This is a genomic window from Aromatoleum toluclasticum ATCC 700605, assembly GCF_000378245.1.
GTDB lineage: Bacteria > Pseudomonadota > Gammaproteobacteria > Burkholderiales > Rhodocyclaceae > Aromatoleum > Aromatoleum toluclasticum.
The window spans coordinates 337,971-359,884 of the sequence record NZ_KB899494.1 but is presented as its reverse complement, the minus strand read 5'-3'; the positions used below and the strand labels follow the sequence as shown (position 1 = coordinate 359,884).

Genomic DNA, 21,914 nt, shown 5'->3' with positions numbered 1-21,914 from the left:
CGTTCACGACGTGCGGGCCTGTGGCCGATGCGTGTCGAGCAGGGCCGCGAACGCGTCGGCCGGGACCGGCTGTCCGAACAGGTAGCCCTGGCATTCCGGGCAGCCCGCCTCGCGCAGGAAGTCGCGCTGCTCGGTCGTCTCGACCCCTTCCGCGATCACTTCCAGCCCGAGGCTGCGCGCCAGCGCGATCGTCGCCTGCACGATCGCGGCGCAGCTGCGGTCGCTCGGCAGCTCGCCGACGAAGGAGCGGTCGATCTTCAGGCGGTGGATGGGGAAGCGCCGGAGGTAGAACAACGACGAATAGCCGGTGCCGAAGTCGTCCAGCGCAAGCTGCACGCCTTGCGCTGAAAGGCGGTCCATCAGGCCGATCGCGCGTTCCGTGTCTTCCATCAGCATGCGCTCGGTGAGTTCGAGCTCGATGCGCGCGGGATCCGCACCGGTCGCCGCGAGCGCCTCACGCACGGTCTCGTCGATGTCGCCCTGCAGTTGCCGCACCGAAAGGTTCACCGCCACGCGGAAACCCGCCGGCAGGCGCTCGCCCCATTCGACCACCTTGCGGCAGGCCTGCTCCAGCACCCACGCGCCGATGTCGACGATCAGGCCCGTCTCCTCGGCAATCGGGATGAACTCCGCCGGCGGCACCAGGCCGCGTCCGGGCTGGCGCCAGCGCAATAGCACCTCGGCACCGGTAATCGCGCCGCTCGCGGTCTCCACCTTGGGCTGGAAGTGCAGCTCGAACTCGTCGCGCGCCAGCGCGTGCCGCAGGCTTTCTTCCATCCCGAGGCGCTCCAGCGCGCCCTCGTTCATCGACGGCACGAAGAAGCGGTAGCGGTTGCGTCCCGCACGCTTGGACTGGTACATCGCGACGTCGGCGTGCTTGGTCAGCACCTCGGGCGTGCTGCCGTCCTCCGGGTAGAAGCTGATGCCGATGCTCGCCCCGGTCGCGATCTCCCGCCCCTCGATGACGAAGGGCGTGACCAGGGCGTCGAGGATGCGCTGCGCGACGGCGGCCGTGACTTGCCGACGATCGAAGGATTCGCCCGCGAGCAGCACCCCGAATTCGTCGCCGCCCAGACGCGCGGTGGTGTCGCAGTCGCGCACGATGCCGCTCAGGCGCGCGGCCACCTGCTTGAGCAGTGCGTCGCCGGCCTTGTGGCCGAGGCTGTCGTTCACCGGCTTGAAGCGGTCGAGGTCGATGAACAGCACCGCCAGGCTCGAATTCTGGCGCCGTGCGAGCAGCACGGCGTTTTCCAGCCGGTCCTCGAACAGGCGCCGGTTCGCCAGCCCGGTCAGCGCGTCGTAGTAGGCCAGGCGCGCGATGCGCTCCTCGCTCTGGCGCTTCTCGGTGATGTCGTAGAACATGCCGATGTAATACACGACCTCGTACCGGTCGTTGTAGTCCGCGCACAGGGTCAGCCACTGGCGGTAGATCTCGCCGCTCTTGCGCCGGTTGGTCACTTCGCCCTGCCAGTAGCCGCGCTCGTTGACGGTCTTCCACATCTCGTCGTAGAAGGCCTCGTCGTGCCAGCCCGACGACAGCAGGCGAGGCGTCCCGCCGATCGCCTCTTCGGGCGTGTAGCCGGTGATCTCGGTGAAGGCGCGGTTCACCTCGATGACGCGCTGCGCCGGGTCGGTGATGACGATGCCCTCGATGCTGCGCTCGAACACGCTCGCCGCCATGTGCAGGCGCCGGTTGGCCGTCTCCAGCGCCTCGTTCTGCGTGCGGATGCTGGCCTCGTTCTCGCGCAGCGCCCCATACTGCCGGCGCAGGATGCGGTCGGCGCGCCCCACCACCAGCAGCAGCGTTGCGTACAGCGCGCCGAAGCCCGCCGCGATCGCCAGCAGCAGCCGCCACGAATCGGCGTCGATCTCGCGGATGTCGCCCGAAACGTCGGTGTACAGCTCGAACACCGCCTTCACCTGCCCGTCCGGATCGGGGCGGATCGGGATGTAGCTCGACACCACGTTCACGTTCTCGATCTCGCCCTCGGTCGCGCTCATGCGGCCGCGATAGACGAGCTCGCTCATCTTCACGCCGCCGCGCGCCGCGAGGAAGCCGGAATTGCCGCTCTTGTCCTCGCCGATCTCGCGCACGACGGTCGAAAACACCGCCGTGCCCCTCAGGTCGTAGACCTTGATCTTGATCACCGGCACGCCTGCCGACAGTTCGCGGATCCGTTCGCGCAAACGCGCGGTGAGTTCGCGCTCGCGCAGCGCGAGCGCGTCGTGGCCTTCCGAATCCATCAGCGCCGCGCCGAACTCGGGCCAGACCGCGTTCGCGACGGTGCGCGCGAGCAGTTCGTTGCGCGTACCGGAAATCTCGGTGCGCTCGGCGATCTCGCTGCTACGGTAGCCCCACAGGAACAGCAGCGAAATCACCAGCACGGCGATTCCGCTCGCAATCGAAAAATAGCGGGTCAGTCTGAACATGCTTCCCCCGATCGCCTGCGGGCCGGCCCGTCGCGCCCGACGCCCCACGGACCCGCGTCCGCCATCAAGCAGGCGACCATCGATTACAGCCGTTCGCCCTGAGCCTGTCGAAGGGCACTGGCAGGGCTTCGACGGCTCAGCCCGAACGGTATGTGTTTGCCCGTTGCCCGCGATCCATCATACGACCATTCGTACGCGCCGGCAGCGCCCGTCAGCGCCACCCGGACGCGATCCGCTTCGTGCGGGATGAATCAGTCACGCAGTTTCTCGAGCGGGATTCCCCAGCGCGTCAGGGCGTCGCGCAACAAGGTCTGCTCGGGCAGGCAGATGACGCCGTCGGCTTTCGACAGCACCAGCATCGCGCGGCACACCATCTCCTGCAGGACGGGATCGGTGATGCGGTCGAGCATCATCTCGAAGCGCTCGATGTCCACCATGCGCACCGGGTCGACGCGCTCGGGCCGCTGCAGCAGGCGGCGGCAATGGTCGATGACGGCCTGGATCAGGGTGTCGCGTTCGACACCCAGGAGCCTGGAAATACCGAGGCGGTCGAGCGCCTCGAGTTCGCGGCTGGCGAGCACGCCGTCCGCCAGCAGGGTCAGGGCCACCAGCTCGGTGGCCACGGCGCGTTGCGCCTCGTACGTCGGGTCGGTCATCGGCAGGTATGCAGCAATGCGCAGGAAAGGGCAGAAAGCATAACCCTGCTATGACCGCATGCTGCAAGCAATAGTTTCGGCCGTGCGCGACCGGTCGTGCACGGCCGAACTGCTCAGAAACTCTTCGACACGGCGAACACGACCCGTTCCTTGAAGATCTTGCGCCCGTCATGGCTGCCATACACCTTGTGGCTGCGGTCGATGTCGGTGTCGTGGTAACGCAGGTCGAAGTTGAGCCCCCACATCGATTTCGTGACGCCCGCGTTCCAGTGCTTCCAGCCTTCGGCACCATGGCCCGTCAGTTCCTGGTAACCGAAGGAGCCGTCGATGCCCCAGCCGTCACCGAGCGTGAGCTTCGGATGGATCGCGTAGTTCACACCCTTCCAGCCATCGACGCCGAACCAGTCGTCGAGCGTCGGCGTGACTTCAAGCTTCAGGTTGACCGGCCCGAAGTTACGGTCGAGGTACATGTACAGCTCGCTGTAGTTGTAGCGGTTGGCGCCCGGATACTGGTACGAGAAGGCCATCACGTTGTAGTTGAAGCCGGTATCCCCGATGCTGCCGTACTTGCCGAGATAGGGGCCGACGACCGCGTAGATGTCCGGCGAGCCCTCGAACTTGTTGGTCGAACCGAAATAGCCGAGATAGACGCCGCTCGAGTGCGTCCAGGTCAGCGAGGCCTGCACGGCGGGAATCTCGCCGCTGACCGTCTCCGACTCGCCGCGGAAGACGTAGTCGGTGGCGAACTTCACCGACCCGCCTATCGTGCCGCCGAGCACAACCGGCTTTTCCTCGGCCACTGCGGCCTGTGTCAGCACGAGTGCGGCCCCGGCCAGCAGCATTCTGGAATAACGCGTTTTCATGATTGACTCCCTCATCGTGGTTGCAAGTCCTTGCGAGTCGTACCGAATCTTCCGGACTCGTTCGGATTGCATGATGGGGAGGCGACATGAACGGCGGCACCGAACAATGTGAATGCAGGCAGCGTTTTGTAAACCCGACAAAAGCAAGGGTTTCCTTGTGTGATCGGGGCTTTCGCTGCGTCCGCGGGCGCGCGCACGTTAATGCGCGGGCGCCCTGTTAACACGGGTTAACGAATCTCCACCGGGGACCTACAAATCGGCGACTGCTGTTCATCGGCGCTCCCTAGCATGGTGATCGGGAAAGCAATCGAGCAACCGGCACTGATGGAGATGCAATCATGAGCATGTCGAGAAGGGAATTTCTGAAGGCTTCCGTCGCTTCGGCGGTCGCCGCCAATGGTCTGGCCTGGTTCGGCGCGAGCGAGGTGTTCGGCGCCGACACCGTAGTGATCCCGAGCGCAAGCCACTGGGGTCCGTTCAAGGCGGTCGTGAAGAACGGCGTACTGGTCGGCGTGCAACCGCTGTCGGACATCGACGCGATGCCGACCAAGATGCTCACCGAAGGCCTGATCAGCCGCGTGTATCACAAGACGCGCGTGCAGTACCCGATGGTGCGCAAGTCCTACCTCGCGAATCCGACCGGCGACACCAAGCCGCAGCTGCGCGGCAAGGAGCCCTTCGTGCGCGTGACCTGGGACGAGATCCTCGCGATCACCGCCAACGCGATCCTCACGACCGCCGAGCAGCACGGCAACGAATCGCTCTTCAGCAGCTCCTACGGCGGCTGGTCGCACGCCGGTCTGCTGCGTCCGCAGGTGCTGCAAGGGCGGCTCTTCGGCCTCATCGGCGGGCATTCGGTAACCACCGGCGACTATTCCGGCGGCGCCTCGCAGGTCAGCCTGCCGCACATCATCGGCGACATGGAAGTGTATTCGCCGCAGACCGCCTGGGAAGTGATGGCCGAGCACACCGAGGTGATGGTGTGGGTGGGCTGCGACCCGTGGAAGAACAACCGCATCGAATACACGGTGGCCGACCACCAGATGTTCCCGCGCTGGCAGCTCATCAAGGAGCGCGGCGTCAAGTTCATCTCGATCAACCCGCAGTACACCACCACCGATGAGGCGCTCGGCTCGGAGTGGGTGAAGATCGTGCCGAACACGGACACGGCGCTCTTTCTCGCGATGGCCTACCACGTCTACACGACGGGCAGGCACGACAAGGCCTACCTCGACAAATACACGGTCGGTTTCGACAAGTTCCTGCCCTACCTGCTCGGCAAGGACGCCGACGGCACGCCGCCCAAGACCCCGGAATGGGCCGCGAAGATCACGGGCATCCCGGCGCAGAAGATCGTCGAACTGGCCGAACTCTTCGCGTCGAAGCGCACGCAGTTCGCCGGCGCCTGGGCGCTGCAGCGCGCGCACCACGGCGAGATGACGCACTGGGCGATCATCAACTTCGCCGCCATGCTGGGCAAGATCGGCAAGCCCGGCCAGGGCGTGGGCTTCAGCTGGCACTACGGCGGCGGCGGCATGCCGCAATCCACGCACGCTATGCCGGTCGGCCTGTCGCAGGGTCGCAATCCGATCAAGGCACGCTGTCCCGCCTCGCGCATCAGCGAGATGCTGATGAGTCCCGGCAAGCAATACACCCGCGACGGCGCGACGCACACCTATCCCGACGTGCATCTGATCTACAACGCGGGCAACAACTTCATGTCGCACCAGCAGAACACCAACGAGTTGCTGCGCGCGATGAACGGCAAGGTGCGCACGGTGATCTGCCAGGATCCGTGGTGGTGCGCGTCGTCGCGCTTCGCCGACATCGTGCTGCCGGCGACCTCCGCGCTGGAGCGCGACGACATGAGCAGCGGCGGCACCTACAGCAACGACAAGATCTACGCGATGCGCCAGGTGATCCAGCCTTATGGCGAGAGCCTCGACGACTTCGAGATCTTCCGCCGCCTGGGCGACCTGATGGGCGTCGGCTTCCAGTTCAGCGAAGGCAAGACCGTGCCGCAGATCCTGCGCGAGTCCTACGACCGCACGAACCCGACCGTGCCCTTCGACGAGTTCTGGGAGAAGGGCATCGTCAAGATCGACGTGCCCGAGAAGATGCGCGGTTGGGTGCGCCACGGCGACTTCTACACCGACCCGGTGAAGAGCCCGCTGCACACCAAGTCCGGCAAGATCGAGCTGTTCTGCTCGGAGATCGACAGCTTCAAGGTGCCCGACTGCCCGCCGATCCCGAAATTCCTCGAGCCGCAGGAATACCTCGGCAACGCGAAGCCCGGCCAGGTGCATGTCGTCAGCCCCCACCCCTTCAACCGCGTGCATTCGCAGATGGCGCAGGCCGACGTGCGCAAATATGAGAACGTCAAGGGCCGCCAGCATGTGCGCATCAGCGTCGAGGACGCTCGCGCGAACGGCATCAAGAGCGGCGACCTCGTCGAGCTTCACAACGAGCGCGGGGCGCTCATCGCAGGGGCGGTGGTCACCGACCAGATCATGAAGGGCGTCGTGAGCCTCGAGGAAGGCAACTGGATCCAGCTCGACTCGCGCGGACGCTGCAACAGCGGCGCGATCAACATGATCACGACCAGCGTCGCCTCCAGCGGCCTGAGCCAGGCGACCAGCGCGAACACCTGCATCGCGAGCCTGAAGAAGTGCACCGACGCCGAGTCCGAAAACCGCGCCTACGAGCCGCCACCGTTCGAGAAGGCCGGCAAGCTCGCGCTCGACGTCGCGAGCCTAAAGCTCTACGAACGCGCCGCCGCACTCAAGGGCGCGACGATGGCGAGCATGACGCCGGGCGAGAAGCTCTTCTACGAACGCTGCACGCTGTGCCATGTGCCGCGCGAACCGGGCGACTACACCAAGAAGCAGTGGCACGGCATCACGCAGAGCATGTTCCCGCGCGCCGGCCTCGACGACGCGCAGAAGAAGATCGTGCTCGACTTCCTCGAGAAAAACGCGAAGGACGCCGCGGCAATGTGAGCGGCGACACCCCGACGGGGGCGTCTCGCCCGCGAAGCCCGGCCGGGAGGTTTTACCTCCAGCCGGGCTTACTGCGTCTTTGTGGCCGGGTAGCGGAACTGCGGCAAGAAAGAGCTCGGCGCCAGCGAATCGTCGAGTTCGATGCGCTTCAGCGCGGCGCGGTCGACGACCTGCACGCGCGGGCCGACATGCCGCGCAACCGTCCGTCCTTCGAGGAGATCGACCGCCTGGCCTACCGACAGCCGCCCCTGCAGCACCGGCGCGTCCGACGGCGCGGCGAGGATGCGCCCGCGCAGGATGCCGCGATACACCGCCGGCGTGAAGTAGGTCGCGACGATGCCGATGCGCTCCTGCAGCCCGCGCTCGCGCAGCACGCTGATCGCCGCCTCGGCCATCAGCGCGTTGCCGACGACGTAGCGCACTTCCGGATGCTGGTCGAGCGTACCCTGCACGAGGTTGCGCTGGATCGACTTGGCGGTGTCGCCCCATGCCGTCGTGCGAACCGTGATACGGCTGCCCGCGATCGCCTCGCGGAAACCGCGATCCACGAAGGGCACCCAGCCCGCGCCCTGCGGCCCGGGAAACCACGCGACCGGGATCTCGCCGCCGCCTCCCGGATGGCGTCGCACGAGATACTCACCGGCGAGCCGCCCCATCTCGTACCACGACACGCCGACCTTGGCCGCGATGCCCTCGGCCGCGACGTCGTTGACCGTCGCGAGCACCGGGATCCGCCGCCCGACCTCGGCTATCACGTCGGCGAGGCCGTCGTAGGACACCGTGCCGAGGATCACCGCATCGACTTCCGGGTCGCTGCCACAGGCCATCAGCTGCTCGCGCTGGATCTGCAGGTTCGGATAGCCGCCGGCCTCGACCAGGCGCAAGGCCACCCCCAGCCGCCGCGCCTCGTCGACCATGCCGTAGTTCACCCCCAGCCAGTAGGCGTCCTTGATGTGCGGGAAGGCCGCGCACAGCGTCCAGCGCCGCGTGGCCGTCTTGGCCGGCACGTAGGGCACCGCCACGCCCGGTTGAGAATAGTCGTAGGGCGCCTCCCAGCGCGTGATCTCGCGCGACGCCGCGCCCGCAGCGGCAGCGCCGGCCAGTCCCAGCAGCGCGCTCGCGAAGACGACAGGAAAATGCCGCATGCAGGTGTCCCGGAGGAAGTGAGGTGCGCCGGCGGCACGACTGCCGCCGCGGCAAGGCGCAAACACCCGCGTTGCCTGAGTTCGCGCCTTGCGCGCAAAATGGTATTCCAATCGCCATGCGGGGACAAAGTCCAGAGCCCTCGCACGAACCACGAGGCAGAGGTTCGTGTGGGAGCGGCTTCAGCCGCGAATCGGCGACATCGCACGCGTCGCGGCCCATTCGCGGCTGAAGCCGCTCCCACGGGAAATTCCTCCCACGCGCCATTCCGACATGCCGCCAGCCCCGCCCCGACCGGACGCACACGTTAGATGAAAGCCTGGATCGCACGCCTCGATGCGCGCCTCGGCCTGATCGGCAAGCTCGTCCTCGTCCTGGGCGCGGCTGCTCTGCTGACATTCACGGTTGCCACGATCGCGTGGTTCAGCTTCCAACAGGTGGTCGCGACGCAGCGCGCGATCATCGACGACGCGGTGCCCGCGATGGACGCAGTGCAGGCCGTGGCACGCCTCAACTTGCGGGTCGGCGTCGTGGTCGAACGGCTGGGTCGAGCGGAGTCGCCCGCGGAGGTCGATCGCCTGCAGCAGGCCGCGGGCGAGCAACTCGCCGAGATGCACGGCTTGCTGCAGCGACTTGAGCAACGTCGCTTCGAGCCCGCACTCGGCACTGCGGTCGCGTCGACCCTCGATGCGATCGCGACCAACCTCGGCAGGCAGGCCGACGACGTGCGGCGGCGCCTCGCGCTCGACCGGCGCGAACGCGAGCTGCTCGCCGGCCAGCAACAGGCCGTGCTCGCGCTGGTGATGCTGTCGGAATCGCTCGCAGCCAACGCCTCGACCGCGACGACGGCGACGATTTCCAGCCTCTATCCGCTGATCGAGCGCAACCCGCCCAAGGAACGCGTCTTCGAGTCGCTCGACCGCCTCGTCGAGGTCAACTTCGACCGCATGGAGCGCATGGGCGAGTTCCAGCTGGCATGCTTCAACCTCAAGACGCTGCTCGAACGCCTCGAACGCGAGGACGCCCCGGACGCTCTCGCGACGCTGCAGTCCGGTTTCGACGACAACCTGGAAATCCTGCATCGCCGCCTGGACGACATCATCGACCCCGGCCGCAAGGCGAGCGGCGTCGCGCACTACACGGTGCTCGCGACCGCGACGACGCCCGACGGCCTGTTCGCCACCCGGCGGCAGCGCCTGGAACTGGTGCACAACTTCATGCAACTGCGCGACGATGGCGGCGTGCAGGCAGCACGGCTCACCGACCAGGCAGGCGCCATGGTCGCCGCTGCCCACAAGGCGATCGACGTCGCCGGCGACCACTCGAAGCGCGCCGTCGAGCGCGGCATCATCGGCTTCCTCGCGGTCGGCGCGCTGCTCTTCGTCGCCCTCATGGCGACCCTGTGGGTGCTGTTCCGCTATCACGTGCTCGGCCGGCTGCAGGGCATGGAAAGTGCCGTGCGCGCGCTGGCACGGGGCGATTTCGACGTCCGCATCACCACACGCGACAACGACCCGCTCACCCCGCTCGCCCGCGCGCTGGAGCAGTTCCGCGACAACGCGCGCGAGCGCCAGCGCCTGGAAGGCGAACTGCTGCGCCACCAGCAGGAACTGGAGGAGCAGGTCGCCACGCGCACCGCCGAACTGCAACAGAGCAACACCCTGCTCGAACACGAAGTCGCCGAGCATGCGGTCGCGCGGCGCGAAGCCGAGGAAGCCAACCGCGCCAAGGCCGTGTTCCTGGCCACCCTCAGCCACGAGCTGCGCACGCCGCTCTCCGGCGTCAGCGGCAGCGTGCAACTGCTACGCGACACCGGCCTGGACGCGCGCCAGCAGGAATACGTGCGCATGATCGGCTACGCCAACGCGACCCTGCTGGAGATCCTCGAGGACATGCTGAGCTTCTCGCGCCTGGAGGCCGGCAAGCTCGACTTCGAGCACCTGCCGTTCGCGCTGCGCGACACCATCGACAACATGCTCGCGCTGCAGGGCGTCGCGGCGCGCGCGAAAGGCATCGCGCTGGTGCGCGACATCGCCCCCGAGGTGCCGGACATCCTCGTCGGCGACCGGCGCAAGCTCAACCAGATCCTGCTCAACGTCATCGGCAACGCGATCAAGTTCACCGATGAAGGCTCGGTAACCGTTTCCGTGCGCAGCGCACCGGCCGGAGCGGCCGGAAAAACGCAGCTGCATTTCACCGTCACCGACACCGGCATCGGCATTCCGCCCGAGCAGTGCGCGGAAGTGTTCAAGCCCTTCGTGCAGGTCGAGGACGCCGGGCACCACCGCCCCGGCGGCACCGGACTCGGGCTCGCGATCTGCCAGCGGCTGGTCGAGCTGACGGGTGGCCGTATCGGGCTGGAAAGCGTCCCTGGGCAGGGAACCCAGGTCGGTTTCGACATCGCCTTCGAGCTGGCCGACGCCCTGCCGCAGCAGGCCGCCGACACGCGCCCCGACGCCGCGCAACGCCCGCTCGACGTCCTGCTGGTCGAGGACGACGAGATCAACCGCATCGTCTGCGTGCGCTATCTCGAATCGCTCGGCCACCGCCCGCTCGTCACCGGCGACGGCGAGGAGGCCATCGCGCTCCTCGGCCAGCGCCGCCAGCCGATCGACGCCGTTCTGATGGACATCAGCCTGCCGGGGGCGTCCGGGGTCGAAGTGGCACGCGACATCCGCGCGCTCGACGGCGGACGCTGGGCCGCGGTGCCGGTCATCGCGATGTCGGCGCACGTGTCCGCCGACGCCGTCGAACGCTACGTCGGCGCCGGCATGGCCGGCTTCCTCAGCAAGCCCTTCGACCGTGCGCAACTCGCCCGCGCCCTCGCCGCAGCCACGGCCGGATGCGCCGACGAAACGCCCCGCCAGGCCGAACCGGGCGCGGGCAAGGGAACGGACGAAGGGTTGCTCGACCTCGACTACCTCGCCGGCGAGCTCGACAGCCTCGGCGCCGCCACACTCGCGCGCCTGCTGGCGCTGTTCCGCGCGGACGCCGACGCCGCCCTGAACGAGCTCGACGGCCATCTCGCGACCGACGACCGGCAGGCGCTCGGCAAGCGCGCCCACCGCCTGCGCAGCGCAGCCGGCAACCTGGGTTTCCTGCGCGTGATGGCGGCATCGCACCGCCTGGAGAGCGCCGCGACGGCCCCGGCGACGAACAGGGAAGTGCTCCCGCCGATGATCGAGGCCTTGCGCACGGACTGCCGGCAAGCCTGCGCGGCACTCGACGACTGGCTCGCCGCGCAGCAGCAGGAAGCGCCGCCTAGACCGGGGTGACGTCGCCCGCGAACAGATAGCCCTCGCCGCGCACCGTCACGATCAGTTCGGGCTGCTTGGGATCGTCCTCGAGCTTCTCGCGCAGGCGCGAGATCAGCACGTCGATCGTGCGGTCGTTGGGATCCCACGCGCGGTGGCTCACCGTCTGCATCAGCCGGTCGCGGCTCAGCACCACACCCGGCCGGCGCACGAAGCTCGCCAGCAACTCGAACTCCCCGCGCGTCAGGCTTTCGCGGCTGCCGTCGCTCGCGACGAGGCGCCGGTGGGCGACGTCCAGCGTCCAGCCGCCGAAGCGGTAGGCATTGCGCTCCTGCGTCGCCGGCCGATTGCGGTTGCCGCGCAGGATGATCTTCACGCGCGCAAGCAGCTCGCGCGAATTGAAGGGCTTGGTGACGTAGTCGTCGGCGCCCGATTCGAGACCGACGATCTTGTCGATGTCGTCGTTGCGACCGGTCACGAGGATGATGCCCAGGCGCTCGTCATGGGCGCGCAGCTCCCGCGCCAGCTCCAGCCCGTCCTTGCCCGGCAGGCCGACATCGAGCAACACGACGTCGATGGGCGCCGAATTGAGGGAGCGCCACATGTCCTCGCCGTTCGCGGCGGCCAGCACCTCGTAGCCCTCGTTCGAGAAATAGGCTTCGAGCCGGGCACGGGTCACCGGGTCGTCATCGACGACAAGGAGTCTGGCGGGTCGATTCTCGATCAAGGTCGGCGGAACGGCGGCAAGGATGAGGGGCGGCGCGCCACGGGATGCGACGCACTTCCGATTATATCGGGATTCCCGCCATACCCGTCCGCATGCCCATTAGCCATGGCGGCAGTCAAGTACATGGAGTCTGCCTGGGCACGTGGTCCCTCCCCCTTCAAGGGGGAGGTCAGGAGGGGGATGGGTTTCTGCTGCCTTCGTCTAACCCATCCCCACCCCAACCCTCCCCTTGAAGGGGGTGCAGCAGGGGTTTTCGCGGAGCACCGCTCCGCGCCAGCGGAACGGCGGAGCGAAGCGGAGACTTCTGGGAGCAATCGTGCAGAACTCAACCTGAGATCACATTATTGCCCACCGGGTTACTTGACTCAGAAGAACAGGATGCCGCCCAGCGAGATCGTGCGGGTCTTCAGGTCGCCCGGGAAGATGTCCGCCCCGGTGCCCTTCTCGCGGTTGTACTCGGCCACTAGCGTTACGTACTTGTTCAGGCTGTGATACACGCCGAGGGTCGCCGAACGGAACTTGTTGGTCTCCGTCAGCGTGCCACTGCTGTCGCGGTTCTCGCCGTAGTTCAGGCCCACCTTGGTCTTGCCGAACTTGTACGTGCCCTGCACGAAGTAGCCCTTGCCCTTGGTCTTCTCGAAGGGCGAGAAGTACAGCGCGCCGACCGTCGACAGCCCCAGGCCTTTCGCATCGAAGCCGTAGGCCACCGCCTCGAAGTTGCCGACGCCGATCTTCGCGCCGAGCTCGTAGCCGTTCGCGTCGAAGCTGCCGTCACCGCTCGTGCCCTGATGGACGTAGCCGGCCCACAGCGACCCGGTCGTGCTCGCGCCCGCCTTCCAGTCGTAGTTCAGCATCGCCTGGAAGCCCGGATCCTGCGTTTCGTCGCCAGCGAACTTGTTCGGATCGAAGATGCCGGCCGAAGCCGAGAAGCCGCCCATGGTCGGCGTCGTGTAAGTGATCTGCGGCTGAAAGCCGGTGTACATGTAGCCGTGGCCGATCATGCCGAAGGTGGTGTTGAACGGCGTCGCCGCGTAGCTGTTGCCGCCCAGGCCCAGCAGCGTCATGTCGGAGAGGATGATCTTCTGCCCGAACAGGCCGATGTCGCGGCCGAGCTTCACGGTGCCCCAGTCGGGCGCGCCGAACTGGAAGTACAGGTTGCGGGTATCGATCTGCGAGAAGGGGCTGTCACAGCCGGTCGCACCGCCGCAGCCCGGGTTGCTCGGCAGGCCGACGACGTCCGACTTGTCGTTGATGCCGGGCGCGAAACCCACGTGCGCCTTGATGTCCAGCCCATCGACCTTGGTCGTGAACACGAAGTTGATCCAGCCCGGCAGCAGGCCGTTGGTCAGCGCGGAGTTCGTCGTCTTCACGCCGCCGGACTCGGACGTGCGGTTCGAATAGAAGCCGTTGATCGTCCCGTTGATGTCGATCGTCGAGTCGCCCTGCGTGAAGCTCACTGCATGGGCCTGCCCCAGCCCCAGCGCGCACAGTGCGCCCGCCATCGCCGTCCGCTTCAATACACCCGATTTCGCACGAATAGTCATGTTTTCCTCCTTGGCCTTTGGTTTTGCTGCCTTCTTTGTTTGCGTTCCGCCCCCGCGCCCCTGTCCCGAAGGGCGACAACCGGTGCGTACAGCCGCGCCGATCGGCGGGCCTGGGCGCACTTCGCAAACTCCGGGCCAATTCCGGATTACTGCACTTTCGCCGCATTTTTCGCGATTTTCGCTACGCATTACCCCCATATCGCCACACAGAAGTGATCCGCTTTGACACAGCGGGCAAGCGGCCGGCGACACAGTTGTTACAGGGTGGAACACCTCCGGCCAGCGCAAGCGGGGACATTCGCCCCGCCACGATTGCCAGCGCAGGTGATTTGGCGGAACATCCCCCCATGCTCCGGCGTCCACCGCAGGCCGGCGACAACTCTCGCCTCCGCATCAAAGCGATCATGAACTCCCCAGCCCACCCCCTGGCCGCCACCCTGCTCGCGCTCGCGCTGGCCGCCCCCTTGGCGACCCCTCTCACCGCGGCAGCCCAGTCGCGCATTCCCTCGCTCGACCGCGACGACCACCTCGGCGAGGTCGGCCGCGCTGCGCGCCAAAAGGCCATCGAGCGCTTCGACAGCGCCGACGCCAACAAGGACGGCAAGCTGTCGCGCGAGGAAGTCAACGCCCGCCCCTACCTGAACGACAATTTCGACCAGCTCGACAAGAACCGCGACGGCTTCCTCGACTGGGAAGAATTCATCGGTCACAACCGCTGGAAGAAGGAATAAGGCGATGCGCGGCGTGTCGGGCCCGGCATCCTGGCTGCGGCTGCTCGTCGCTGCAACGGTGCTGGTCTTCGCCGGCGCGGCAGGCGCGGCCGAACTCGGCCCCCTGCTCGAACGCATCGAACGCGCCTACGGCACGCTCACGCTGCCCAGCTCCATCCTGCAACGCGGACGCACGCTCTCGCACAGCCGCGGCGAGGGCACACTGCTGCGCGCCTACCGCGGCGCCGAACGCTTCCGCATCGAGATCCACTACCGTTCCGGCGTCGAGACCCGCATCATCGACGGCCCGGCAGCCTGGCAGAGCAGCAGGCCGATGAGCGAGGCCTTCCGCAGCGCGCTGATCCTGCAGGCGGCACGTGTCGCCCTGCCGTGGAACCTGCTCGCGGCACGCGAGCAACTGCGCGACGGCGGCGAGCACCGCATCGGCGACACGCGCCTGCACTTCGTCGAAATGCCGCTCGGCGACAAGCTGCGCGTGGTCGCCGAAGTCGACCCCGAGTCGGGCCGCATCCTGCGCTCGCGCGGCATCCTCACCCACCCGGGCGGCAGCGAGATGGTGTTCGGTACCGTGTATGAGGACTTCCGCACAACGGACGGCCGTCTCTACGCCGCCGTCGAACACCACTACGCGATGGGACGCTACACCGGCCACTCGGTCATCGAGTCGGTCGAATACGACGCGCCGATCGCCGACAGCCTGTTCCGCCCCGACATCCCCGGCCTGATCTGAGGCCGCTCACTCGGCCGGGATGTACAGCGTCTCCTTCAGCTCCTCCATCACCACGTAGCTGCGCGACTCCGCCGCCGACGGCAGTTTGAGCAGGATGTTGCCGAGCAGACGCCGGTATTCGCCCATCTCGGTGATGCGCGCCTTCACGAGATAGTCGAAGTCGCCCGACACGAGATGACACTCCATCACCTCGGGCACGAAGCTCAGCTCCTTCTTCACGCGATCGAACACCTCGCCCGACTTCGCCGACAGCTTGATCTCGACGAACACCAGCAGGTTCTTGCCCAGCGCATGCGGATTCACGTGCGCGTGGTAGCCGGTGATCACGCCTTCACGCTCCAGGCGCCGCACGCGCTCGGTGCACGGCGTCGCCGACAGACCGATCTTCGCCGCCAGATCGGTCATCGGAATCCGGCCGTCCTTCTGCAGCAGATCGAGGATCTTGCGGTCGATGCGGTCGAGTTCGCGCATTTCACTGTTCCGTAGGAAAACACCGGCTGAATATACGTCAATCCACTGAGTGAAGCGTCAATTCAGGTGAATTTCACTATCAAACCATCAATAGACTGGCGATATTCAATGCATCGAAATCCACGGAGACAAACATGCGCGTTCTCGTCCTCGGCAGCGGCGTCGTCGGCACCACCACCGCGTACTACCTCGCCCGCAGCGGCGCCCAGGTCACGGTCATCGACCGCCAGCCCGCGCCGGCGCTCGAAACCAGCTACGCCAACGCCGGCCAGGTCTCGCCCGGCTATTCGACCCCGTGGGCCGCGCCCGGCATCCCGCTGAAGGCGGTCAAGTGGCTATTCCAGCGCCACGCCCCGCTCGCGATCCGCGCCGACGGCAGCCTCTTCCAGCTGCGCTGGATGGCCGAGATGCTGAAGAACTGCACCGCCGACCGCTACGCCGTGAACAAGGAACGCATGATGCGCCTGTCCGAGTACAGCCGCGACGTGCTGCGCGACCTGCGAGCCGACACCGGCATCAGCTACGAGGAACGCACGCGCGGCACGCTGCAGCTCTTCCGCAGCCAGGCCCAGGTCGACGCCGCGGCGCGCGACATCGAGGTGCTGAAGGAATGCGGCGTACCCTTCGAAGTGCTCGACCGCCAAGCGCTGGCGAGCGCCGAGCCGGCACTCGCCGCAGTGCGCGACAAGCTTGCCGGCGGCCTGCGCCTGCCCAACGACGAAACGGGCGACTGCCAGCTGTTCACCACGCGGCTCGCCGAAAAGGCGCGCGAACTGGGCGTTGAGTTCCGCTTCGGCCAGGACATCCGCGAAGTGCTCGTCGGCGGCGGCGACGTCATCGGCGTGCAGGTCGGCGACGAGGTGCTCGCGGCCGACCGCTACGTGCTCGCGCTGGGCAGCTACTCGCGCCAGATGCTCAAGCCGCTGGGCCTCGACCTGCCGGTGTATCCGCTGAAGGGCTATTCGCTCACCGTGCCGCTCGTCGACGCGGCGAAGGCGCCGGTATCCACGGTGCTCGACGAGACCTACAAGATCGCCATCACCCGCTTCGACGACCGCATCCGTGTCGGCGGCATGGCCGAACTCGCCGGCTTCGACCTCTCGCTCAACCCGCGCCGCCGCGAGACGCTGGAAATGGTCGTCGGCGACCTCTTCCCCGGCGGCGGCGACCTGCCCGCAGCGGAATTCTGGACCGGCCTGCGCCCGATGACGCCGGACGGCACCCCCGTCGTCGGCGCAACCGCCTATCCGCAGCTCTACCTCAACACCGGCCACGGCACCCTCGGCTGGACGATGGCCTGCGGCTCCGGGCAACTGGTCGCCGATCTGGTCACCGGCAAGCAGCCTGCGATCCGTCATTCCGACTTGGGACTCGCGCGTTATGGCAAAGTAGCGGCTTCCCGCTCGCAAGGCCTTAACTTGTCCCCCGTCGCATGAGACCCGCCCGCGCACTGATCGATCTCGACGCCCTGCGTCACAACTACCGCCTCGCCCGCAGCCGCCACGGCGGCCGGGCACTTGCCGTCGTCAAGGCCAACGCCTACGGCCACGGCGCCGTCGCCTGCGCGCGCGCCCTCGCGCCGGAGGTCGACGGCTTCGCCGTCGCCTTCCTCGAGGAAGCGCTGGAACTGCGCGCGGCCGGCATCGACCAGCCCATCCTGCTGCTCGAAGGCATCTTCGACGCCGACGAACTCGACGAGGTCGTGCGCCACGACCTGTGGATGGTCGTGCACCACGCCGAGCAGATACGCATCATCGACCATGCGAAGCCGGCGCTGCCGCTCGACGTATGGCTCAAGGTCAACAGCGGCATGAACCGCGCCGGCTTCATGCCGCACGAGCTGCGCGCCGCGTGGCAACGCCTCAAGGACAACGGCCGGGTCGGCAACATCACGCTGATGACCCACTTCGCGCGCGCCGACGAACCTCACGTCCTGTCCACACCCGAGCAGGTCGCCGCCTTCGACGCCGCCACGCGCGACCTGCCCGGTCCGCGCAGCCTCGCCAACTCCGGCGCCATCCTCGGCTGGCCCGACGCCCACCGCGACTGGGGGCGTCCCGGCATCCTGCTGTACGGCGCCGACCCCATGCCTGGCGCAGCAAATGGCCTGCGCCCGGTGATGACGCTCGAGAGCGCGGTGATGGCCATACGCGAGATCCCCGCCGGCGCACCGCTCGGCTACGGCGCCCGCTTCCACGCCGAGCGCCCGACCCGCGTCGGCCTTGTTGCGATGGGCTACGCCGACGGCTACCCGCGCACCGTTCCGGACGGCACCCCGGTCGCCGTCGACGACCTGCGCACGCGCCTGATCGGCCGCGTGTCGATGGACATGCTCACCGTCGACCTCACCGACCTGCCCGACGCGCGGCTGGGCAGCCGCGTCGAACTGTGGGGCAACAACATCCCCGTGAACCGCATCGCCGAGGCGGCGAACACGATCGCCTACGAACTGCTGTGCAACGTCAAGCGCGTGCGCTTCGAATACACGGACTGAGCCGCCCCCTCACCCGGCCCTCTCACCCCGCCGCCGCCAGCGCGACACCCGCAGGGCCTGCAGGCGACACGCTGCGGCGCAGCAGCCCCTCGAACGCATCCGCGCGCAGCGGTTTCGCGATCAGGTAGCCCTGCAGGTAGTCGCACCCCCGCTCGCGCAGGAAATCCGCCTGCGCCTGCGTCTCGACACCTTCCGCGACCACCTTCAGGTCGAGGCTGTGCGCCATGTTGATGATGGCCTCGACCAGGTGTGTGTCGCTGCGGTCGTCAGGACAATCGCGCACGAAGCTACGGTCGATCTTGACGATGTCGACCGGAAAGCGCTTCAGGTACGACAGCGACGAATACCCGGTGCCGAAGTCGTCGAGCGAATACGCGACCCCCTGATCCTTCAGCACACGCATGCGTTTCTCGGTGGCGCTGTTGGCGTCCACCATCACCGATTCGCAGATCTCCAGCGTCAGCGCCCCCGACGCCACCGCGTAGCCGTCCATCACCTCGGCGACCAGCTCGGGCAGCGCCGGATCGCGGAACTGCACCCCCGACACGTTGACGGCCAGATGCTGCAAGACATGACCGACGAGGCGCCAGGCGTGCATCTGGCGTACGGCCTCGCGCAACACCCATGCGCCGATCGGCACGATCAGGCCGCTATCCTCGGCCACCGGAACGAAATCCGAAGGCGGCACCGACCCGAGCTGCGGGTGCGTCCAACGGATCAGCGCCTCGGCCCCGAACAGTTCGCCGCTGTCGGCGACGACGATGGGCTGGTATTCGAGCGTGAATTCGTCCTGCGCCAGCGCCGTGCGCAGATCCGCCTCGATCTGCATGCGCTTGAGCGCATCGCACTGCATCTCGCGCGCATAGAAATGGAAGCGGTTCTTGCCGTTCTGCTTGGACTTGTACATCGCGATGTCAGCGTTGCGCAGCAGGCTGTGCACGTCCTCGCCATCGTCCGGGAATACCGTGATGCCCATGCTGCCCGAGATCTGGTGCCGCGTGCCCGCCAGCGCGATCGGCTCCTCCAGCACACCCAGCACCTTCTCGCCGACCGTGCGCAAGTCCTCGGCGTCCAGCAGGTCGCCGATCACGATCGTGAACTCGTCCCCGCCCAGACGCGCCACCGTGTCCTGCTCGCGCACGCAGCCCTTGAGGCGGCGCGCGACCTCGACGAGCAGCCCGTCGCCGACGTCGTGGCCGAGCGTGTCGTTCACCCACTTGAAGCCGTCGAGGTCCAGGAACAACAGTCCCGCCTTGCTGCCGTTGCGGCGCGCATGCACGAGCGCGCGATCGAGACGGTCATACAGCAGGCTGCGGTTGGCCAGCCCGGTCAGCGCGTCGAAGTTGGCCTGGCGCCAGATCTCGTCCTCGTGCTGCTTGCGCTCGGTGATGTCGCTGAACATCGCGACATATTCGAGCACGCCGTCCTGTTCCCCGTGCACCGCCGACATCGTCAGCCATTGCGGGTAGATCTCCCCGCTGCGGCGCCGGTTCCAAACCTCCCCCTCCCACTCGCCGCACATCGCGAGCGCCGACCACATCGCGTCATGGAAGGCCTCGTCCTGGCGTCCGGCCCCGAAGACCGTGGACTTGCGCCCGAGCACCTCCTCGGCCACGTAGCCCGTGATGCGGCAAAAAGCCGGATTGACCGACGTGATCGTGCCTTCCGCATCCATCGTCATGATGCCCTGGCTCGACGCCGAGAACACCACCATCGCTTCGCGCATGCGCGCCTCGGTCAGACGCCGTTCCGTGATGTCTTCCACCGTGCCGACGCAGCGTGGCGGCTCGCCCGGGATCACGATGCGCTCGGCGATCTCGCGCACCCAGCGCACCTCCCCGTCCAGCAGCACACGATGCTCGATGCAGAAGGGCTCCCCGGCGATCACCCGCTTCCACGCCCTCTGTACCATCGCGCGATCCTCGGAATGCACGGCCTCCAGCAGGATCTCCCACGACGGCCGTCGATCGCCCGGCAAACCGAACAGCCGGCGCGTCTCGGCCGACAGCTCGAGCCGCGGCTCCCACGGCAGGTAGACCCAGCTCCCGACATGCGCGATCGCCTGAGCACGGTTCAGGTCGGCAGTACGCTCCTCGACCAGGGATTCCAGCTCGCTCTCGTGCGCCTTCAGGTTCTCGAGCAGGCGCACCAGGCTCGCCGCGAGATCTCCGACCTCGTCGTTGCCGAAGAGCCCCGCACTGAATCCCTGGCGCGGCCGCCCCGTCAGCGCGACTTCGCGCGCCTCGCGGGCAAGCTCCTCTATACGGCGCGTCTGTGCGCGCGCAAGCGCGCGGCTGGCCGCCCCGACCAGCAGGATCGCGACCAGGCCCCATCCCACGTGCTCGGCGAGCAGCGCCTCGATCGGTTGTTCGAACACCTCGGCATCCATGCTCACGCTCACGAGCAAGGGCTCCGACAGGGGCAGACCCGAGTTCACCGCGTGCGAACTCGACACCCGCCGCGCCGAATTGCCCGGGAAGCTGCGCTGCACGACCATGCCTCCACCCGCGGTCAGTGCCGCCTCCGCAAGGCCGTCGTCATGCAGATCGAAGGGCGAACCGGCACTCCGCAACCACTGACCGAGATTCGCCTCGAACACCAACGCCCCCTCGAAGGTGCCCGTGGCATTGACGAAGATGGGGACCGCAACGCGCAGCACGGCATCGGCGTCACGCCGGTCGATGGCGGCATAGGTTTCGCCGCGCAGCACCTTGTCCGACAGCCACGCCTCGCCACGGAAACTCCGCGGCGCCTTGCGGGCGGCGACCGGGTCACCACGGTAGTCGGTCACGACCAGGTTGTAGTCGAGGGACGCCGGCAACGTGTGCCGGGCCAGGAAGGGGCGCAGATAGGCATCGCGCCCCTGCGAATCGAGCAGCGCGTTCGACAGCAGGGGCTGCCCGGCAAGCGCAGCCGTTTCGCGATGCGCAAGGTCCAGCGTGCGCTCGATGCGTTCCGACACGGCACTTGCAATCTGAGTGAGGTGCCCCGCGGCGATTCCGTGCACCAGGGCGCGCGCGTTGAAATACGACAAAACCGCCATCACGACCACGACCAGCGTGGTCAGCGCGGCGCCGTACAGGGTATAGCGGCCGCGCAAGCCCAGGCGCATGCGTTTCCGCGCGCCCGTCGCCGACGGCGTCGACCGGTCGCTAGCGCGCATCGCCCCCTCGCTGATCCGGGCACACGCCCGCAACAACGCCCCGCATGCTGCAGCGCAGCACAGCGATATTGCCCATCGCCTCGGGTCTCCGACACCCGAAAGGACTTCGCCCAGCTCGCCTCATCCTCTTTGCTCGAATATGTTCTTGTTTTATCTAAAGATAACACACGGAACAAAACCCGGCACATTGTCATACCGCACGCAGCGCGCGGCACCTCCCCACCCCCGCGCGGCAAAGGGTCGATTCTTGTTCTGGCTCAAGGCGCAGCCCCCCTCTGCCGCCTACGATCGGAACCCTGTAGCACCCCTTTCATACGCTTTTCGCCGCCCCAAACCGGAGACCCTGCTCATGAGCGAGCTGCCCATCCTCGACAACACCGTCTTTCCCTTCGACGCCCGCGGCGTCGCCAAACGCTTCCGCCACGCCGCGATCTTCGGCGCCCTCGAATCTCTCGAGGACGGCGAGACGATGCGCTTCGTGAACGACCATGACCCCCTGCCGCTGCTCGGCCAGATCCAGCAGCGCTACGGCGCGCAGATCGCGATCGCATACGTCGCGCGCGAGCCGGGCAACATCGTCATCGACTTCCGCATCCAGCTCGGCGCACGCGACCAGGAACCCGCTCCGATCCCGGCACCCCAGGGCGGCGGCTGCGGTGGCGGCGGCGGTGGCTGCGGCTGCTCGGGACACTAAGCCCCGAATGGGCCC

15 protein-coding genes are annotated in these 21,914 nt (G+C 67.3%); 7 read left to right on the top strand and 8 right to left on the bottom strand.

Annotated features, from left to right (window positions below):
* Nucleotides 1–3: 3 nt before the first annotated feature.
* The 3 genes from F464_RS28110 to F464_RS0109210 all read right to left on the bottom strand — a co-directional run bounded on the left by F464_RS28110 (nucleotide 4) and on the right by F464_RS0109210 (nucleotide 3,949).
* On the bottom strand, nucleotides 4–2,430 hold the full coding sequence (locus F464_RS28110; protein WP_018989512.1) for a putative bifunctional diguanylate cyclase/phosphodiesterase: 2,427 nt from the start codon (nucleotides 2,428–2,430) through the stop codon (nucleotides 4–6).
* A gap of 251 nt (nucleotides 2,431–2,681) precedes the next feature.
* Nucleotides 2,682–3,086 carry a hypothetical protein gene (locus F464_RS0109215; RefSeq protein WP_018989511.1) on the bottom strand — a complete coding sequence of 135 codons (405 nt, stop codon included), beginning with the start codon at nucleotides 3,084–3,086 and terminating at the stop codon, nucleotides 2,682–2,684.
* A 113-nt stretch (nucleotides 3,087–3,199) separates the two neighbouring features.
* Nucleotides 3,200–3,949 (bottom strand): TorF family putative porin, encoded by a 750-nt coding sequence (locus F464_RS0109210; protein ID WP_026295873.1) that lies wholly within the window; start codon nucleotides 3,947–3,949, stop codon nucleotides 3,200–3,202.
* A 338-nt stretch (nucleotides 3,950–4,287) separates the two neighbouring features.
* Between F464_RS0109210 and F464_RS0109205 the strand changes: the two genes are divergently transcribed.
* Nucleotides 4,288–6,948 carry a molybdopterin-dependent oxidoreductase gene (locus tag F464_RS0109205; RefSeq protein ID WP_018989509.1) on the top strand — a complete coding sequence of 887 codons (2,661 nt, stop codon included), beginning with the start codon at nucleotides 4,288–4,290 and terminating at the stop codon, nucleotides 6,946–6,948.
* A gap of 68 nt (nucleotides 6,949–7,016) precedes the next feature.
* Here F464_RS0109205 and torT read toward each other — a convergent pair whose 3' ends face one another.
* Complete coding sequence (gene torT, locus F464_RS0109200; protein WP_018989508.1) at nucleotides 7,017–8,093, bottom strand: TMAO reductase system periplasmic protein TorT; 1,077 nt, start codon at nucleotides 8,091–8,093, stop codon at nucleotides 7,017–7,019.
* Between the two features lie 309 nt (nucleotides 8,094–8,402).
* Here torT and torS point away from each other — a divergent pair, with 309 nt between their 5' ends.
* Nucleotides 8,403–11,366 (top strand): TMAO reductase system sensor histidine kinase/response regulator TorS, encoded by a 2,964-nt coding sequence (gene torS, locus F464_RS28105; RefSeq protein WP_018989507.1) that lies wholly within the window; start codon nucleotides 8,403–8,405, stop codon nucleotides 11,364–11,366.
* Here torS and torR read toward each other — a convergent pair.
* Together torR and F464_RS0109185 are read right to left on the bottom strand one after the other, a co-directional pair.
* Nucleotides 11,353–12,072 carry a two-component system response regulator TorR gene (torR, locus tag F464_RS0109190; RefSeq protein WP_026295872.1) on the bottom strand — a complete coding sequence of 240 codons (720 nt, stop codon included), beginning with the start codon at nucleotides 12,070–12,072 and terminating at the stop codon, nucleotides 11,353–11,355. The two genes, torS and torR, sit on opposite strands and share 14 nt — an antisense overlap.
* A 365-nt stretch (nucleotides 12,073–12,437) precedes the next feature.
* On the bottom strand, nucleotides 12,438–13,616 hold the full coding sequence (locus F464_RS0109185; RefSeq protein WP_026295871.1) for a porin: 1,179 nt from the start codon (nucleotides 13,614–13,616) through the stop codon (nucleotides 12,438–12,440).
* Between the two features lie 404 nt (nucleotides 13,617–14,020).
* Between F464_RS0109185 and F464_RS0109180 the strand changes: the two genes are divergently transcribed.
* Together F464_RS0109180 and F464_RS0109175 are read left to right on the top strand one after the other, a co-directional pair.
* Nucleotides 14,021–14,347 (top strand): EF-hand domain-containing protein, encoded by a 327-nt coding sequence (locus tag F464_RS0109180; protein ID WP_040394792.1) that lies wholly within the window; start codon nucleotides 14,021–14,023, stop codon nucleotides 14,345–14,347.
* Between the two features lie 4 nt (nucleotides 14,348–14,351).
* Entirely contained in the window at nucleotides 14,352–15,077 is a 726-nt protein-coding gene (locus F464_RS0109175) for a hypothetical protein (protein ID WP_018989503.1), read from the top strand.
* 6 nt (nucleotides 15,078–15,083) lie between these two features.
* Here the strand turns inward: F464_RS0109175 and F464_RS0109170 are convergent, their stop codons facing one another.
* Nucleotides 15,084–15,548, bottom strand: a complete 465-nt coding sequence (locus tag F464_RS0109170) for a winged helix-turn-helix transcriptional regulator (protein ID WP_018989502.1) — start codon at nucleotides 15,546–15,548, stop codon at nucleotides 15,084–15,086.
* 86 nt (nucleotides 15,549–15,634) lie between these two features.
* On the opposite strand from F464_RS0109170, the gene F464_RS0109165 reads away from it, so the two are divergent.
* Together F464_RS0109165 and alr are read left to right on the top strand one after the other, a co-directional pair.
* Nucleotides 15,635–16,984, top strand: coding sequence for a D-amino acid dehydrogenase (locus tag F464_RS0109165; RefSeq protein WP_157353667.1), 1,350 nt, complete (start codon nucleotides 15,635–15,637; stop codon nucleotides 16,982–16,984).
* Nucleotides 16,981–18,042, top strand: a complete 1,062-nt coding sequence (gene alr, locus F464_RS0109160) for an alanine racemase (RefSeq protein ID WP_018989500.1) — start codon at nucleotides 16,981–16,983, stop codon at nucleotides 18,040–18,042. The genes F464_RS0109165 and alr overlap by 4 nt, the downstream gene beginning before the upstream one ends.
* A gap of 22 nt (nucleotides 18,043–18,064) precedes the next feature.
* On the opposite strand, the gene F464_RS28100 is transcribed toward alr, so the two are convergent.
* Complete coding sequence (locus F464_RS28100; protein WP_018989499.1) at nucleotides 18,065–21,154, bottom strand: bifunctional diguanylate cyclase/phosphodiesterase; 3,090 nt, start codon at nucleotides 21,152–21,154, stop codon at nucleotides 18,065–18,067.
* Nucleotides 21,155–21,554: 400 nt separating this feature from the next.
* Between F464_RS28100 and F464_RS0109150 the strand changes: the two genes are divergently transcribed.
* Nucleotides 21,555–21,899 (top strand): DUF2249 domain-containing protein, encoded by a 345-nt coding sequence (locus F464_RS0109150; protein ID WP_018989498.1) that lies wholly within the window; start codon nucleotides 21,555–21,557, stop codon nucleotides 21,897–21,899.
* Nucleotides 21,900–21,914 lie beyond the last annotated feature (15 nt).